The sequence below is a fragment of the Pseudomonas sp. COW5 genome (assembly GCF_026240005.1).
GTDB lineage: Bacteria > Pseudomonadota > Gammaproteobacteria > Pseudomonadales > Pseudomonadaceae > Aquipseudomonas > Aquipseudomonas kribbensis.
In genome coordinates, this window is the sequence record NZ_JAPHVP010000001.1 from 1452251 (window position 1) to 1467616 (window position 15366).

The 15366-nt window shown below is 58.9% G+C and carries 12 protein-coding genes and 1 other RNA gene; 9 read left to right on the forward strand and 4 right to left on the reverse strand.

Annotated features, from left to right (window positions below; all coding sequences use genetic code 11):
• The first annotated feature begins 96 nt into the window (after positions 1 to 96).
• The 7 genes from OQ248_RS06680 to OQ248_RS06710 all read left to right on the forward strand — a co-directional run bounded on the left by OQ248_RS06680 (position 97) and on the right by OQ248_RS06710 (position 7181).
• The gene (locus OQ248_RS06680; RefSeq protein ID WP_085711868.1) at positions 97 to 375 is read left to right on the forward strand and encodes a hypothetical protein; all 279 of its coding nucleotides are present in this window, start codon (positions 97 to 99) and stop codon (positions 373 to 375) included.
• A 95-nt stretch (positions 376 to 470) separates the two neighbouring features.
• Positions 471 to 860: a transfer-messenger RNA gene (gene ssrA, locus OQ248_RS06685) on the forward strand.
• Between the two features lie 67 nt (positions 861 to 927).
• Positions 928 to 1410, forward strand: a complete 483-nt coding sequence (locus tag OQ248_RS06690; RefSeq protein WP_265812363.1) for a cysteine hydrolase family protein — start codon at positions 928 to 930, stop codon at positions 1408 to 1410.
• A 253-nt stretch (positions 1411 to 1663) separates the two neighbouring features.
• Complete coding sequence (locus OQ248_RS06695; protein WP_265812364.1) at positions 1664 to 4036, forward strand: NERD domain-containing protein/DEAD/DEAH box helicase; 2373 nt, start codon at positions 1664 to 1666, stop codon at positions 4034 to 4036.
• Between the two features lie 450 nt (positions 4037 to 4486).
• Positions 4487 to 4852 carry a hypothetical protein gene (locus tag OQ248_RS06700; protein ID WP_114881365.1) on the forward strand — a complete coding sequence of 122 codons (366 nt, stop codon included), beginning with the start codon at positions 4487 to 4489 and terminating at the stop codon, positions 4850 to 4852.
• A gap of 235 nt (positions 4853 to 5087) precedes the next feature.
• Positions 5088 to 5675: a ribosomal protein S5-alanine N-acetyltransferase gene (rimJ, locus tag OQ248_RS06705; protein WP_265812365.1), complete on the forward strand. Its 588-nt coding sequence runs from the start codon at positions 5088 to 5090 to the stop codon at positions 5673 to 5675.
• Positions 5676 to 5744: 69 nt separating this feature from the next.
• Positions 5745 to 7181 (forward strand): glycosyltransferase family 39 protein, encoded by a 1437-nt coding sequence (locus tag OQ248_RS06710; RefSeq protein ID WP_265812366.1) that lies wholly within the window; start codon positions 5745 to 5747, stop codon positions 7179 to 7181.
• Between the two features lie 64 nt (positions 7182 to 7245).
• On the opposite strand, the gene OQ248_RS06715 is transcribed toward OQ248_RS06710, so the two are convergent.
• Together OQ248_RS06715 and OQ248_RS06720 are read right to left on the reverse strand one after the other, a co-directional pair.
• Positions 7246 to 8067 (reverse strand): phosphatase PAP2 family protein, encoded by an 822-nt coding sequence (locus OQ248_RS06715; protein WP_265812367.1) that lies wholly within the window; start codon positions 8065 to 8067, stop codon positions 7246 to 7248.
• Positions 8064 to 8735, reverse strand: coding sequence for a histidine phosphatase family protein (locus tag OQ248_RS06720; RefSeq protein WP_134825438.1), 672 nt, complete (start codon positions 8733 to 8735; stop codon positions 8064 to 8066). The genes OQ248_RS06715 and OQ248_RS06720 overlap by 4 nt, the downstream gene beginning before the upstream one ends.
• 254 nt (positions 8736 to 8989) lie before the next feature.
• Here OQ248_RS06720 and OQ248_RS06725 point away from each other — a divergent pair, with 254 nt between their 5' ends.
• Together OQ248_RS06725 and OQ248_RS06730 are read left to right on the forward strand one after the other, a co-directional pair.
• The gene (locus OQ248_RS06725) at positions 8990 to 10909 is read left to right on the forward strand and encodes a methyl-accepting chemotaxis protein (protein WP_265812368.1); all 1920 of its coding nucleotides are present in this window, start codon (positions 8990 to 8992) and stop codon (positions 10907 to 10909) included.
• Between the two features lie 469 nt (positions 10910 to 11378).
• Positions 11379 to 11762 carry a hypothetical protein gene (locus OQ248_RS06730; RefSeq protein ID WP_265812369.1) on the forward strand — a complete coding sequence of 128 codons (384 nt, stop codon included), beginning with the start codon at positions 11379 to 11381 and terminating at the stop codon, positions 11760 to 11762.
• Between the two features lie 109 nt (positions 11763 to 11871).
• Here OQ248_RS06730 and OQ248_RS06735 read toward each other — a convergent pair whose 3' ends face one another.
• Both OQ248_RS06735 and OQ248_RS06740 read right to left on the reverse strand, forming a co-directional pair.
• Positions 11872 to 13245, reverse strand: a complete 1374-nt coding sequence (locus OQ248_RS06735) for a DUF1329 domain-containing protein (RefSeq protein ID WP_265812370.1) — start codon at positions 13243 to 13245, stop codon at positions 11872 to 11874.
• Positions 13246 to 13389: 144 nt separating this feature from the next.
• A complete protein-coding gene (locus OQ248_RS06740; protein WP_265812371.1) occupies positions 13390 to 15348 on the reverse strand; it encodes a DUF1302 domain-containing protein in 1959 nt (652 codons plus the stop codon).
• Positions 15349 to 15366: the final 18 nt, after the last annotated feature.

Genomic DNA, 15366 nt, shown 5'->3' on the forward strand with positions numbered 1-15366 from the left:
ACAGAACAGGCCCCGAACAATCGGGGCTTTTCCTCCATTCGGTTGCCCGTCCTGACGGCCAGCGAAGTCGGGATCCCTCAGTTCAAGGAGATTCATATGAAACGTTCTGTACTGTTAGGTCTGTTCGTTACTGCCTCGATGATGGCTTCCACGTCCTTTGCTGCAGACAAGCCTGCCGACCTGTGCGATGCCAACATCCAGACCATCAACAATGCCAAGGGGCAGCTGTCATCGTCGCCCGAACTGAGTCAGCGTGCTGAAACCAGCGTGCAAAAGGCTCAGGCGCTCAAGGCCCAGGGCAAGATCGATGACTGTGTTGCGGAAACCTCGCAAACCATTCTGGAACTGCGCAAATCCACCGGCACCAACAATTGATCCAGGCCCGGCCAACCTTCGGGTTGGCCTTGCGAGCCGTTTGGCGTACACTGCGCGTGCTTGTTGCTCGAACAGATGTACCGGGCAATGAGTTCGGGGCCGTTTAGGATTCGACGCCGGTTGCGAAACTCTAGGTGCATGCCGACTTGGTAACAGAAGTCGTAAATCCACTGTTGCAACTTCTTATAGTTGCCAATGACGACCAATACGGTGCTGCTCTCGCTGCTTAATTGCAGCTGACATGCACTCCTGGTGCCTTCGGGCCCAGCAATCATCAGGGGATGTCTGTAAACCCGAAATGATTGTCATATAGAACAGAATCGCCGTGCAGTACGTTGTGGACGAAGCGGCTAAAACTTACACAACTCGCCCAAAGCACCCTGCCCGTCGGGTCGCTGAGGGTTAACTTAATAGACACGGCTACGCATGTAGTACCGACAGCGGAGTACTGGCGGACGGGGGTTCAAATCCCCCCGGCTCCACCAACTCTCAACGACAAGGCCCGCCAAGTGCGGGCCTTGTCGCATCTGGGGATTTATATCCGGAGAGCTCATGCGCCAGGCACTGCTGATCATCGACGTACAGCCCTGCTTTTCCCCGCCGCAATGGCTGGTCGAAGGCATCCGGTCGCTCATCGGCACGCTGCCCAGCGTCGCCACCGTTGAACGTCACGACGAAAGCCGCACACCTTTCCAGCGCCAGCTCGGCTGGAACCCGGCGGCGGACGATGACAGCCTGATTGCTGCGGATCGTATTTTCATCAAGTACGGTTATGCGCCGTCGCCGGACACGATCGACTATCTGAAAAGCTTGAATCTGGATCGTGTGCTGGTCTGTGGTCTGCAGACCGAGACCTGTTGTCTCGCTGCCGGTTTTGCGCTGTTTGATGCTGGGTTGCAGCCGACGTTGCTCACGGATCTGACGATGGGTTCGTCGCTGGATCGTTCGGGTGGGCTGGGTGTGCGGTTGTGGGAACATCATTTCAAGCACACGTTGACGTCGAGTGAACTTCGCTCCTGCCTACAGGCATCCTAGGAAGTTTCCTGCAGCACGCGTCGATTCTAATGTACTGGTTCAAGATGCTTCCGAGCGCTAGTCTTCGCGCTCCGCTGCGAGCCGGCAGATGGTTTACCAAAGGAATTCGCCGGAAGCCTGAAACCCTAGAGCGTTGTCATGAAAAAGACATTCGACGCCAAATGAAAAAGGGGAGGCAGAATGATTTCATTCAAAATAAATCTGCCCCCCCTTTCACTGAAAACTTTAAACGGACTTAGTATTTCCCTCATCCATGGCAAGATTCTTTCCAACACTCGACCATACGGAATTCCGCAGTGAAGGCGAATGCACGCTCTTTCAGGAACTAGCCGCACTTGACGATGGGTTCGTCGTCATCCACTCGCTACCTTGGCTACGCGGCAGGACCAAGCGGGTGTACTCGCAGCAGTTGCAGGAATACCTACGGGTCTCATCAGACAGGAAGCACCTGTCCGGCGAGGTGGACTTTGTGATCTTGCATGCGGATCTAGGCATTCTTTGTATCGAGACAAAGTCGGGGATGTACCAGCCCTCGGGAGTTCGATTCATTCATGAGCGCGACAGATATGAAATCGACCCCCTGAATCAGGTCAAGGACAACGCTTTCGTCCTCCTTGAGATGTTGAAGTCGCAGCAAATGAACTGCCCTGTAGGATACGCGGTGCACTTCCCAGACTTCGACCTCGAGAGCTCGCAAATCGCTAGCGCCTACGTACCGCTCAATCGGCAACTGGCCGATGGTATTCTAATCTTGCAAAAGCATCGTCGGGACATGCCCGCGCGCATCATTCAGTTGATGACGCATTGGAAGACCGCACTGAACTATGGCAGCCAAGCAAGTTTCAGCCATGAGATTGAACAATTCCTGGAATCAGTCTGGCCGCAGGAAATGAGGGAAGGGGCTCTCGGCCGCAAGATCGTAGCTGACGGCGAGTTGTGGCTTCAATTAGACAAAAAACAGGCGAATCAAGTAGCGTCGTGCGTCAACTCTGATCGGAGACTGATCGCAGGGTTCTCGGGTAGTGGCAAGACGCTAATCGCACGGTCTCTTGCCGAGCAGCTTGTTGCGCGGAATCTCAAAGTACTCGTCCTTCTAAAAAACCGTCAGATCACGAACAAGGTAGCTGCCCAATTGAGCAAATTGGGCCGGGCGGTTACGGTTCAAACCTTCCATTCCTATTGCGAATCCCTAGGCACTTGTAACAATAAAAGCAGCAATGGCAATCTCAACTATGACGAGCATCACCTGGCCCTACATGGCGCGGTAGACAACCAGTACGAAGCGTTAATCGTCGACGAGGCCCAAGCGCTCAACGAGGCCGATCACTTGGCGCTACGCGACCATTTCGCCAACGCTCGCAAGTTCGTTTTTGCAGATGAGCTCCAGGTACTTCCCGGTATCGAAAAGGGCAGTTCCTATCAGTTTCTGGAAGAAACCTATAGCGAGCGATTCTTCTTTCTGGCAACGGTCTACCGGAATCCCGGAGTCATCACTCAAACGATGATGGAGATACTACCGCCACGACATGAGGTGAATAACCCTCGTCCTATATCCGTAGAGGAATTGTCTAGAAGCATTACCTGGGATGTCTCCAAGAAGCTCAAGACCATGATGGCGGATCTTTCTAAAGCTGGAGTAACGAGGGAGGACTTGATCGTCCTCAGCCAGTTCTCCTCATCGCTTGAGGGTATCGATGCTCCATGCTCTACGATCTCGGCGTATCGCGGTATGGAGACGGCCGTCGTGATCGTTATAGCGGGCTTTGAAATGGACGACATCACGTTGGCTTGCGCTCTCGGGCGGGCCACCACGCGAGCCTATATCATCGTGCCTGTCGAAATGCTCGTGGGTCAGAAAAGCGTAAAGTCCGATTTCCTGCGCAAGGGCTTAGAGAAGATTAATCGCACGTCGGTGCTCGACCAGGACTCTCGCGCCGTTACCCCACGATTGATCGTCAACCGAATACAGAAATACGCAGGCACGGTCGGAAGACACGAGATCTTCGGCGAAGTATTCAGTTACGCAAGCCGATGGAGGCGATGGATATACGAAGGAGGTGACAAGTGGAGCAATCGCGGTGTTCAGCTATGGGGCTGGTGGGTTTCGTTGACGACAGATCTTTCTATTGCTGGCATTAGCGACGTGCGTAATGACCTGACAGAAGGCAGGCTCAGGTACTGCACCGAATGCACAACGATGACACCGCATGATACGTATGGTTCTTGTCTGACTTGCATCGCCTCCCCATTGGACGATCTCGTTGTCTCTGAGATCGTTCTGCTGGCAACTCAACTGGGCATCGCTCAATCAAATTTGCGTGGGCAATCTCTGATTAACGTAGCAACGCTGGTCGGCAATTTCCAGTTTCCGCATTTTGATGACATGGTGCGTGGAATTACTAAAGTTCCTGTCCTATACCTCGCCACTACAATTGTCGAATTTCAAATGCGAAACGAATCGACCTACGCCACCAAATCCCAGATAGTCCGGTGGCTACGAGAAGTATTGGATGACCGCGATTTGAATGAGTCCATTGAGAGTCTTGCGGGCCGTACGATTAGTAGTCTCTGCGCGCAGAAACTGATGGTGAAGATCGACACGGGCACCTACCGACTAAGAGTGTAATGGCCCCTGTTTATAAAAATACTCGAATGGCAGCTTTAGCCGTCAGCGGACGAATGACATTTGAGTCGTTAGTAAAAAAGCCCCCGATCAAAGGTGACAAGGCCCGCCAAGTACGGGCCTTGTCACCTTTGATCGGGGGCTTTTTTACTAACGACTCAAATGTCATTCGTCCGCTGACGGCTAAAGCTGCCATTCGAGTATTTTTATAAACAGGGGCCATTACACTCTTAGTCGGTAGGTGCCCGTGTCGATCTTCACCATCAGTTTCTGCGCGCAGAGACTACTAATCGTACGGCCCGCAAGACTCTCAATGGACTCATTCAAATCGCGGTCATCCAATACTTCTCGTAGCCACCTTTCTTCAGACCGAAGGCCAGCGGCTCGCAACAAATAGGTGAACGGCACTACCCCGCCGAAGCGCAAGGATCACCCCTCACATGGAGTCCGGTCATGAAAAAAGATACCCCCGATCCATCCGAAAATTCCCCGGTTGCCGAGTCCAGGACGATCTCGACTTCCGAACGCCCTATTACCGTTGCCCGCAGGCGCAATTCTCGGCTTCTTCCGGTTGATCAGATCTTCAGCGTGCGTCCCGACGTCGACCTGGTCACGCTGTTGACCCACGCCAGCCAGAATCTCGCGGCGCTCAATATGATGGCGCATGATCTCGTCCATCGACCGGATGAGGTGCAACGGGCGCGGATCGTTGCGATGCATCAGTTGGCGGGGTTGGCGGAGATGCTGGTCAGCAGCGCCCTGAGCAAACTTGACCCACTGCAGCAGGCGGCCGATTCGAAGCCAGTCATCTGCCACTGATTCTCTTGAAAGGGCCGAAATCAGGGGACCAGGCGTCTTGAGCGAAGGTGCAGCGAGATGAATTTTTCTTCACTGCCCCGCTTTCGCCAAAGCTGTAAAGTCCGCTCGCTCATTCAAGAAACTACGGTTCGCCCGCTCTCCTGCGGGCTTTTTTTGCCCGGGATTTGGCCACGCGTTTGTATTTTCCCGCCCACCGCGCAATTCTGGTGATCAACACCGATCCCCGGAGCCCCCAATGCCGCTGTTGACCCTCCCCTGCCAACGCCTCACGCTCGCGGTGCTCTCCCCGGACCAAGCGCCTCTGGAAAGCGATTTCTACCAACGCAACCAACGCCATCTCGCCCCGTGGTCACCGATCCGCACCACCGACTACTTCTCCACCGAACAAATCCGCCGACGCCTTGAAGTCCAGGCCAGCGCTTTCGATGCCGGACTGGCGGTGCACATGGCGCTGCTGACTCCGGACGGCGAGCAAATGATCGGCGCCTGCAATTTCAGCGGGATCATTCGTGGTGCGTTCCAGGCGTGTTATCTGGGTTATCACATCGATGCGGCCCATCAGGGGCAGGGTTTGATGCAAGAAGCGCTGGAGTCCGCCATCGCCTATATGTTCGAGACCCAGAACCTGCACCGGATCATGGCCAATTACATTCCCGGCAATGAACGCAGTGCGCGGCTGCTTGAGCGCCTGGGGTTCGAGAAAGAAGGCTACGCCAAGGCCTACCTGAACATCGCCGGGCGCTGGCAGGATCATGTGCTGACGGCGCTGGTCAATCCGGCATTCGAAGCGCCGGATCAGCGCTGGTCGCGACGACTCGCGTGAGTTTCACAATTTGTTAAGCATTGACGAAGTATGCTCTCGCCTCTCGCCCCTTCCGGTTAACTGAAACCTATGTCGTCGCGTGCCGTCACTTCCCTGTTCCTGCTTGCCGCCCTGCTGTTTTTCTTCGCGTTGGGTAACCATCAATTGCAAGGCTCCACCGAGGCCCGCGTCGCCGGCATCGCCATGGAGATGCATCTGGACGATGACTGGGTGACGCCCCGTCTGTTCGGTGAACCGTTTCTGGAAAAACCGCCCCTGAGTCTGTGGCTGGATGCCGGCGCCATGCGCGTGTTCGGTGTTTCGCCGTGGGCGGTGCGGCTGGCGTCGGCGGTGGCCGGTCTGCTCAGCGTGATGATTCTGTACGGCATGCTGCGGCGCTTCGGACGGCCGAAAGCGATTGCGTGGACCGCGGGAATCCTGCTGGCAACCATGGCCAGTTACTGGAGCAACGTGCGCGGGGTCGGCGAGGATGCGTTGCTCGCACTCGGCGTGACCACGGCGTTGCTGGCATTTTTCCAGGCGCAACGCGCTTCGACGCCGGCTAATTCGTTGCTGTTTGTGGTCGGGATTGCGATCGCCACGCTCAGTAAAGGCGTGCTCGGTCTGGCGATGCCGGGGGTGGTGATTTTCGCTTACCTGCTGGCGGACAACCTGATGGACAAGCGCTTCAAGCTGACCGAGTGGTTGCGGCCCGGTTTGCTGACCGCGCTCGGGCTGATTCCGCTGCTGATCTGGCTCGCGGTGCTGTATCAGCACGGCGGCGCCCAGGCCGTCAGAGAAGTCTTGCTGACCAACAGCGTCGGGCGTTTCAGCGGTTCCTTCGTCGAAGCCGGGCACTATGAGCCGTTCTACTACTACATCGCCAAACTGCCCGAAGCGTTCCTGCCCTGGAACATTCTGGTGTACCTGGGGCTGTGGCACTTCCGCAAACAATTGAAGGCCAATCGTTACCTGCTGTTTTTCAGCCTGTGGATCGTTGCGCAGTTCATCATGCTGACCCTGGCGTCGAGCAAGCGCACGGTGTACCTGATGTCGATGACGCCGGCAGCAGCGGTGATTGCGGCGGAATATGCAGGCGTACTGTTCGACAGGTTGAAGGACCGAAACACCGGGTTTGTCGGATGGATCGCCCGTCATCGTCAGGCATTGGCGGCCGGTATCCTGACGGTGGTGATCGCCAGCTACCTCGGTGCCGCGCAATGGGCACTGCCGAAGGCGGACAAGGAATTGTCGTTCCTGCCACTGACCGAACATATCCAGAGCCTGCAAGCCAGCGGCCATCAGGTCGCGCTGTTCCAGGCCAACGAACGGGTTGGCGGCGCCAGCGTGTTCTACACCCAGAGCGTCCTCAAGGGGCTGGATACCGATGCGCAACTGAAGGATTACCTCAGTGCCTCGCCTTCGAACATCGCGGTGATGTCGGGGGACAGCGAGCCCGCCGCCCCGTTGAAAGTCCTCAAGACCATGATGGTCGGGCGCCAGGCGTACTACTTTGTAGGCTACTGATACAGCGATGCACAAACGAAAAACCCGCCGGAGATGGCGGGTTTTTCATTTCAATCGCGACGCTTCAGAGAGCTGCCTCAGGCTGTGCACTGAACACCTGTCGCTCACGCTTGCTCAACACCGGCAACTCCAGACGAGCCCGTCCATAAAACGCCAGCGCCGTCAGCAAACACGCCAGCCAGACGAAGATACCGGCCCAGAACGTGTGGGACATGTAGTGCCAGCCCTGCAGGACGCGAGTGGTGCCGTAGACGAAACCGAGCAGCAGCGAGCTCCACAACAAGGGGCTGGAGAAGCGCCACTGATAACGCCGCGCGACAAAATACAGCGCCAGCATGGTGAAGCCGCCGGACGCATGTCCGCCCGGCCAGCAACGGCCGTCACCGGCTTCATGGAACAGCTGGAAATTGTTGTACCACTCGATGTGCGCCATCTTGCCGCCGTACAGCGTCGTCTCGATCGGGCAGTAAACGCTGGTGTGGGCCTTGAGGAAGTGAATCACGCCGGTACACACCGCGAAGGCCACCACCACAAACAGAAAATCCCGGCGATGGTCAGCGGCAAAGCGCAGCACAGGCGCCACTTTGCTGCGCTCGAGAAACCCGGCGAGGCGCGGGCGCTTCTGCGGATTGACCAGCGGCCAGACCACCGACAGCATCGCGCCGATCAGGGCAATTTCAGCGGTCCAGTTCGGAATGATCCGCGCCCACTTGTGGGTCAGCTTTTCAAAGAAGTGAATCTTGTCGAGGGGGAAGGTATGGGTCAGCGGATCGAACAGCAGATTACTGAAAGCGATGTCGATGTTCGTCATGTCGAACATCAGAAACACCACAGCAGCACAAAACAGCGGGATACCGAAGTTGTAAGCGTAAAAGCGAGCACTCATCGGGTGGACACCGTGCGCCAGTCGGAGGCCTCGATGAAGCCAAGCATTTTCGGAGCCGCCGGGTTTGCAGCGGAAACGAACAGCGAAGAACCATAACCGAGGGTCGAGGCCGGCACCTTGAGGTCTTTTTCCAGTTGCGCCATGCATTCGCTGTGGGTGACCAGGATCAGGTTGCGCCCCGGAACCTTGTGCGCGAGCGCATCCTGCAACATGCGACCCTTGCAACTGATCAGCCAGTCTTCGCCGGTCGTCGCGTGGTTGAACATGTAACCGGCGGTCTGCACGGTGCGGGTCATCGGGCTGTTGTAGATGTCGGCATGGTTCAGGCCCAGGTGTTCGAACTGTGCGCCGACGGCGACCGCGACACTGCGCGAACGGTCGGTGATGCCGTCATTGCCGCTCAGGCATGGCGCCGGAGAGTGATCGCAGCGCTCGACATGACGCACCAGCACGATCATGTCGCCCTTGGCCCAACCGGCCGCCAACGCCTGCGCACCGGCCACGTTGCCGTGGGCCAGATCAGGCACCGCCGCCGGGGCAAGCAGCCACAGGGTCAATGGCACCACCAGCGCCAAGGTTGCCAGAACAACCCCGGCGTTCCGAAAACGGGCCAAACCGCTCAGGTCGATCGAGCGTTTGACGCCGAACAGACTCAGTCTCAATTCCACAAAAAACCGCCTCGCCAGCTCGTAGCACTGTCATTTGATCCGGCGAAGGTACAGAGGCCCCCGTGGGCAGCCAGTGAAAGTCATGTGAAAAAAGTCTTGGGATCCCTTGTTACAAATTCCGTCGGACAAAATCCTTTCAGCTCTCGGATTTGCGGCCGATACAGTCCTGCTAACACCCTTGCTGGCTCAAAAAAACAACAATCTTCCAGCCTGACCGACGATCAAGACGCACAACGTTTTCTGGAGGAATTGTGATGAATAGCTGGTTCGGCAACATCAGCGTGAACCTCAAACTGGGGCTGGGTTTCGGTCTCGTCCTGGCCCTGACCTGCATCCTTGCCCTGACCGGCTGGACCAGCCTCGGCGGCCTGATTGACCGCAGCAACTGGATGAGCGACATCACCCAGCTGAACGCCGGCCTGACCAAGCTGCGCGTGGTGCGCCTGCAATACATGCTGACCAACGGCGATGAAACCGCCGCGCAGAACGTGCAGACCACCCTCGACGGTTTCGCTGCACAGCAACAAGCGCTGATCGGCAAGTTCAAGAGCCCGGAGAACGTCAAGCTGCTCAAGGAGCAGGCGGCGACCATCGCCGAGTACCAGACGTCCCTGAACAAGATGCGCAACGCCTACCGCACCGGCAACACCGCGCGCGACACCATGGCCGCCAATGCCGAGACCGCGTACAACCTGATCGAGTCGATCAGCAACCGCGTGCAGCAAATGCCGCTGAGCGATACACGTTTCGAACAGTTCCAGGCCATCACCGAAGCCAAGGAAGCGTTCATCCTGGCGCGCTATGAAGTGCGCGGCTACACCGCCACCGCCAATGCCGACACCGAGCAGAAAGCCGTCGGCCAACTGGATGTGGCCATCGCCAGCCTGAAACAGCTGAGCGTGCATTTCTCCAGCACCCAGCAAGACACCCTGCGTCAGCTGGAAACCGCGCTGACCAACTACCGCAGCGCCCTGCAGGCGTTCAAGAACGCCAACAGCGAATCGGTGCAGGCACGCAAGGAAATGACCGATCAGGGCGCCACCATCGTGACCCTGAGCGAGCAGATGTATCAGATCCAGCTCGACCGTCGTGACATGGAAAGCGCTCAAGCCCGCACCCTGCAACTGATCAGCACTCTGCTGGCGTTGCTGGTGGGCGTCATTGCTGCGTTCATCATCACCCGCCAGATCACCCGTCCGCTGCAGGAAACCATGGCTGTGGTCGACCGCATCGCCAGCGGCGATCTGAGCCACAACGTGATCGTCACCCGCCGCGACGAACTCGGCGTGCTGCAACAAGGCATCGCGCGCATGGGCGTGACCCTGCGCGACCTGATCAGCGGCATCCGCGACGGCGTGACCCAGATCGCCAGCGCCGCCGAAGAGCTGTCGGCCGTGACCGAACAGACCAGCGCCGGTGTGAACAGCCAGAAGGTCGAGACCGATCAGGTGGCCACCGCGATGCACGAGATGACTGCCACCGTGCAGGAAGTCGCGCGCAACGCCGAAGAAGCCTCGCAAGCCGCAGCTGCCGCTGACGGTGAAGCCCGCGAAGGCGACAAAGTGGTGAACGAAGCCATCGCCCAGATCGAGCGTCTGGCCAGCGAAGTGGTGCGCTCCACCGAAGCCATGAGCGTGCTGCAACAGGAAAGCGACAAGATCGGCAGCGTCATGGACGTGATCAAGGCCGTGGCCGAACAGACCAACCTGCTGGCCCTCAACGCCGCCATCGAAGCCGCCCGTGCCGGTGAAGCCGGTCGTGGTTTTGCCGTGGTCGCCGACGAAGTCCGTGGCCTGGCCCAGCGCACCCAGAAATCCACCGAGGAAATCGAAGGCCTGGTGGCCGGTCTGCAAAACGGCACTCAGCAAGTCTCGGCCGTGATGAACAACAGCCGCGCCCTGACCGACAGCAGCGTCGCCCTGACCCGCAAGGCGGGCTCATCCCTGGAAAACATCACCCGCACGGTGTCGAACATCCAGTCGATGAACCAGCAGATCGCCGCAGCCGCCGAACAGCAAAGCGCCGTGGCCGAAGAAATCAGCCGCAGCATCATCAACGTCCGCGACGTGTCGGAGCAGACGGCGGCGGCGAGTGATGAGACGGCCAAGTCCAGCGTTGAACTGGCGCGGTTGGGTGGGCAGTTGCAGCAGATGGTTAGCCATTTCCGCGTGTAAATCCTGCACACGAAAGCCGATGTACAAAGAAGGGCAGCTGAAAGGCTGCCCTTCTTTTTTGTCCTGAAATTGCCAACTTCAGGAAGTGGATGACGAGTTCTGAAACGTAATTACACGCGGTTTGCGTTGGGTGTTTAAGGACACGCGGTGATACGTCCCGAAGCCCACAAAACCTTGCGCCGTTGCCTACGGCTACGCCAGAATCCGCCGGCTTGTGCGCCTTGGGCTGGCTGCGTAATTTGATTGCGTCACTGATTTCCAGTGATCGAACTTAGCGGTTCGGAATGTCCCCTACGGTTGCACATGTCGAATCCAGTCAGGCGCCAGCCTGCACTTGATGGTGGCTGTGCGCATGGCACCTTCGGGTGCGCCGGGTTTTGGGTGACTTTCCGGTCCGCTAACTTGCGCACAGCTGCCACCCTTTCGCTTAGCGGCGAAAAGGTGCGGCCTAACCAGAGGTTAGTCACCCATGTTCAAGGTAACGCCAAACCCACCGCTCACCGAACCCACAATCATCCCGGATCCGGCATCTCCCTACGAATGCCCCGGTTCGAAGCGCTTCAACGAAGCCGCCGAACGCGCCCTCGATTATCACCTGGGCCCACTCAGCGCCCACATCATGGCCGCGCCCTACAAACCCAACACTCTCTACCAGACTCACCCCGAAGCCGACACCGAATCCCTGCTGGTGGACGCCAGCGAATCCCTCGGCTCCGCCACCGTCATGCTCAACAATCATGTGGCGCTGGTCGAGGGCAGCCACCGCAAGACCCTGCAAGGCATCGCCCAGATCGTGATGATCGCCGAAATGGCCGTTAACCGTGCGCTGGACAAGGTTGTGCCGACTGATTGATACGTGATGTGGCGAGTGCGGTGCACTCGCCATTTTTTTGCTGATCCGAAACCATCCCTCCCTCTTCCACAGTGTGGTGAGGGAAGGAAATGCAGCTAAGTCAAATCACTCACCGCGTCCCCCGCTGCCGCAACGCCGACGGCATGAAATACGAATCCTCCGGCACCGGTTGCGAGAAGTCGACGGTGGAGGCCTCTTCGTTATCCAGGTTTTGCACGTAGTACCGGCGGGCCTGCAAGTCGTGGAAGACGTCGAGTGCGCTCCAGGTGGTGGGCAGGTCGTAGAAGTTTTTCAGGTAGGCCATCGACACGCGCCACAACTCCCCTCGCCCGTCGTACTGATCCACCAGGGCGGCGCCCCAGCTGTCTTCGTCGAGGAACAGCACTCGCTTGGAATAGACATGCCGCGCACCCGGTTTGAGTGTGCCTTCCACCACCCAGACCCGGTGCAGCTCGTAGCGGGTGTATTGCGGGTTGAGGTGGCCGGGGGTGAGCAGTTGGGCGTATTTCACGTCGGGGCTGCCGACTTTGTAGTTGTTGTAGGGGATGTAGATTTCCTGTTTGCCCTTGAGCTTCCAGTCGAAGCGGTCGGGGGAGCCGTTGAACAGGTCGGTGTCGTCGGCGGTGCGCAGGCCATCGGAGGAGGCGATCGGCGTGTCGTACGCCAGGTTCGGCGCACGGCGCACGCGGCGTTGGCCGGCGTCGTAGATCCAGGCCTGGCGCGGGTCCTTGAGTTGGTCCAGCGTCTCGTGCACCAGCGCGGCACCACCGGCGAGGCGCGCCGGGCTTTTCACGAAGGCGAGGTAGTAGAACAGGATGTTTTTCAGGTCGGCGAACTGGCCGCCCGGGCGGTAGTAGTTGAAGAAGCCTTCCTGCTGCGAAGTCACCAGCGCGAAGCTGCCGTTGCGCTGCACCGGTGCTTCGGAGGCACGACGGACCACGTAGATACCGCGATAGCGAGTGATGTGGTTCCACAGCACTTCGACCCCGTCCTTGGGCACCGGGAACGGCACGCCGCCATAGGCATCGGCGAACCCGCTGCCGCCCTCCAGCAGCTTGGCCGAGGTCGCATTTTTCAGGGTGTTGTCATACAGCCATTGCGGCGCCGAGCCGGACCGGCGCGAGGGGTAGACCGGCATCTGGAAGGTGTCGGGGTAGCTGTTGAACAGGGCGATCTGACCCGGACTGAGATGCGCCTTGTATTGGTCGAGGTTGGCCTTGGTGATGGTGAACAGCGGTTTGTCCGCTGCGTACGGATCGGGGTGATGCTGGCCGGGTTTGTAGCCGGCCGGCGCCTGGGTGATGCCGCCGGTCCAGGCCGGAATGGTGCCGGCAGCGTTGCCGGCGCGCTCCGCGCCCATGGGGGTCAGCGAGGTTTTCAGTTGTTCGGCCTGCTGGGGCGAGATGGCGGCCAGTGCACTGCCGGTGGCCAGGCCGAGGACGAGCGCCAACGTGGTTTTGGTCAATCGTGAAGCTTGAAACATGATCGTTCTCCGAAGTGGCAAGACGCCGCGTATCGCCAGTGGGAGCGGGCTTGCTCGCGAATGCGCCGTGCCAGTCGCCAACAACTTGAATGACATACCGCATTCGCGAGCAAGCCCGCTCCCACATTGGTCTGCGCGCTGTGATTAAAGGAAATACTTGAGGTTGAACCCGACGTTGTCGCGGTCGCGAATGCCGTTGTTCTGCCCGCCGCCCCAGAACTCGGTGTACTGCAGTTCGGCTTCGAGCTTGTTCTGGTAGTTGGCCTTGACCCCCAGGGTGTAGGCCTTGCGCCCGTCGATGGCGTTACCGGCCTGGTAGCTGTTGCCCTTGAAATCGTCCTTGTAGACGACGTAGGGCGAGACGTTGATCCCGGCGTACACGTCGTTCCAGGTGCCGTTGAACATCACCGTGTAGCTGTAGGAATTGCGGTTGACCTGATCGTCGCGATCACCGCCAGACACGTAAGAAGTGTTGCCGGTGCCGGCGTAGTAACGGGTGCTGCCGTCGTAGGCGGTGTATTGCAGGCTGCTGCCGCGCAGGTGCTCGGAGGCCAGTTCGAAGATGCCGAACATCGAGTCGAACGACAGCGTCGGGCCGAAGTTGTAGATGCTGCCCAGCGAGGTGTTGAACGCTTCCACCCGCTCGGCGTTGTTGATCTGGCTGTCGAGGGTGACCATTTGCCCGCCGACGTTGATGGCCTTGCCGGACACCGCCGCCGCAGCGCCGTTGGCCAGGTCGCCGATCAAATCATTGGTGGCGGCGATGCCGATGGGCAGGTTCGGCCGATAGGCCAGTTCACCGAACACCGAGGCATTGCCCAGCGTGGTGTTGAAGCTGAAACCGTACATGCGGATGTCTTCGGCGTAGCGCCGATGGGCCTGGATGTTGCCCATCACATCGGCAGTCGCCAGACCGCTGGCGAGGGCCCCGGCCTGGCTGCCGGCCACGCTGGAAAGCATGTTGGTCAGGGCATTCATGTCGATGCCCTTGTAACCACCGAGGTCGGCGGCGATGGTCGGTTCCTTGGCGTGGTAGTTGACCATGTACAGGCCGAACTCGGTGCTGTTGAGTTCTTCGGCGATGTAGCGAAAGGCAAAGCCGAACTGGCCGTCGTTGCGCGCGTTGTAGTCCTTGCCGATGGACGCCACCTTGAGGGTGTTGCCGTAGGCCGGGGTCACGCCGTTGGCGTAGAGGCCGGTGGACTTCAGCGCCGGGCCCAGCATCGGGTTGTTGCCCAATGCGCTGTACAGACCGATGACGTTGCCGAACCCCGGCACCGGCGTGTCGAGGGCAGTGCCGCTGAAGTTGTTGTAGGCGGTGTTGCCGCCGTCGGCGAACAGGTCGGTCTGCGAGTAGAAGGTGCCGACCGGATCGATGCGGGTTTCTTTCCAGTTGGTCTGGTAGAAGCTCTCCATCGTCAGGCTGTCGGTCAGGCCGATGTTGAAGCTGACCGCCTCCACCGGCATCAGCACTTCCTTGACCTCGGCACCGGGCAAGCGGTACTTGGCGGCGTCCACCGGGTTGGTGGTGTTGATCCCGCCGCGATAGAAAATCCCCTCGCCCCAGTTGAACACCTGACGCCCCACCCGCGCCGTGACGGGCATTTGCGCAACGTCCCAGCTGCCGTGGACGTAGGCGTCGAGCATCTCGATCCGGCTGCCGGCGATGTCGCGGGTCTGGCTGGTGAAACGGTCGTCCTGGGGATAACTCTGGCTCGGCTGCGACGGGCTGTTGTTGTGGTAGTAGTCGTTGCGCTTGTCCATCAACTGGGTGTCGTAGAACGCTGTGCCGCGCAGGAACATCCCGTAGTTCTGGTAGTTGGCTTCCAGCTCCGAGGTGATCTTGTACACCTCGGAAACCAGCCCCGTGTCGAAGTTGCGATTGCCGTCGTTGGTGTTGACGTCATCGTTGTTCTTGTCCCGGCCCTGCACCCGCCACAAGCGGCCATAGGACAAGGTCGTGTCGAGCGAGCCGGTGACCTGATTGTCCAGCACGCTGAACTCGGCGGCCTGCACCGCGTCGACTGCGCAGAGTTGCAGCAGCCCTGCCAAACCGACACCGGGGAGCGCTACGCCAGACAGGCGCAATCGAGTGTTGATCATCTGTTCCTCCTTCCCTGT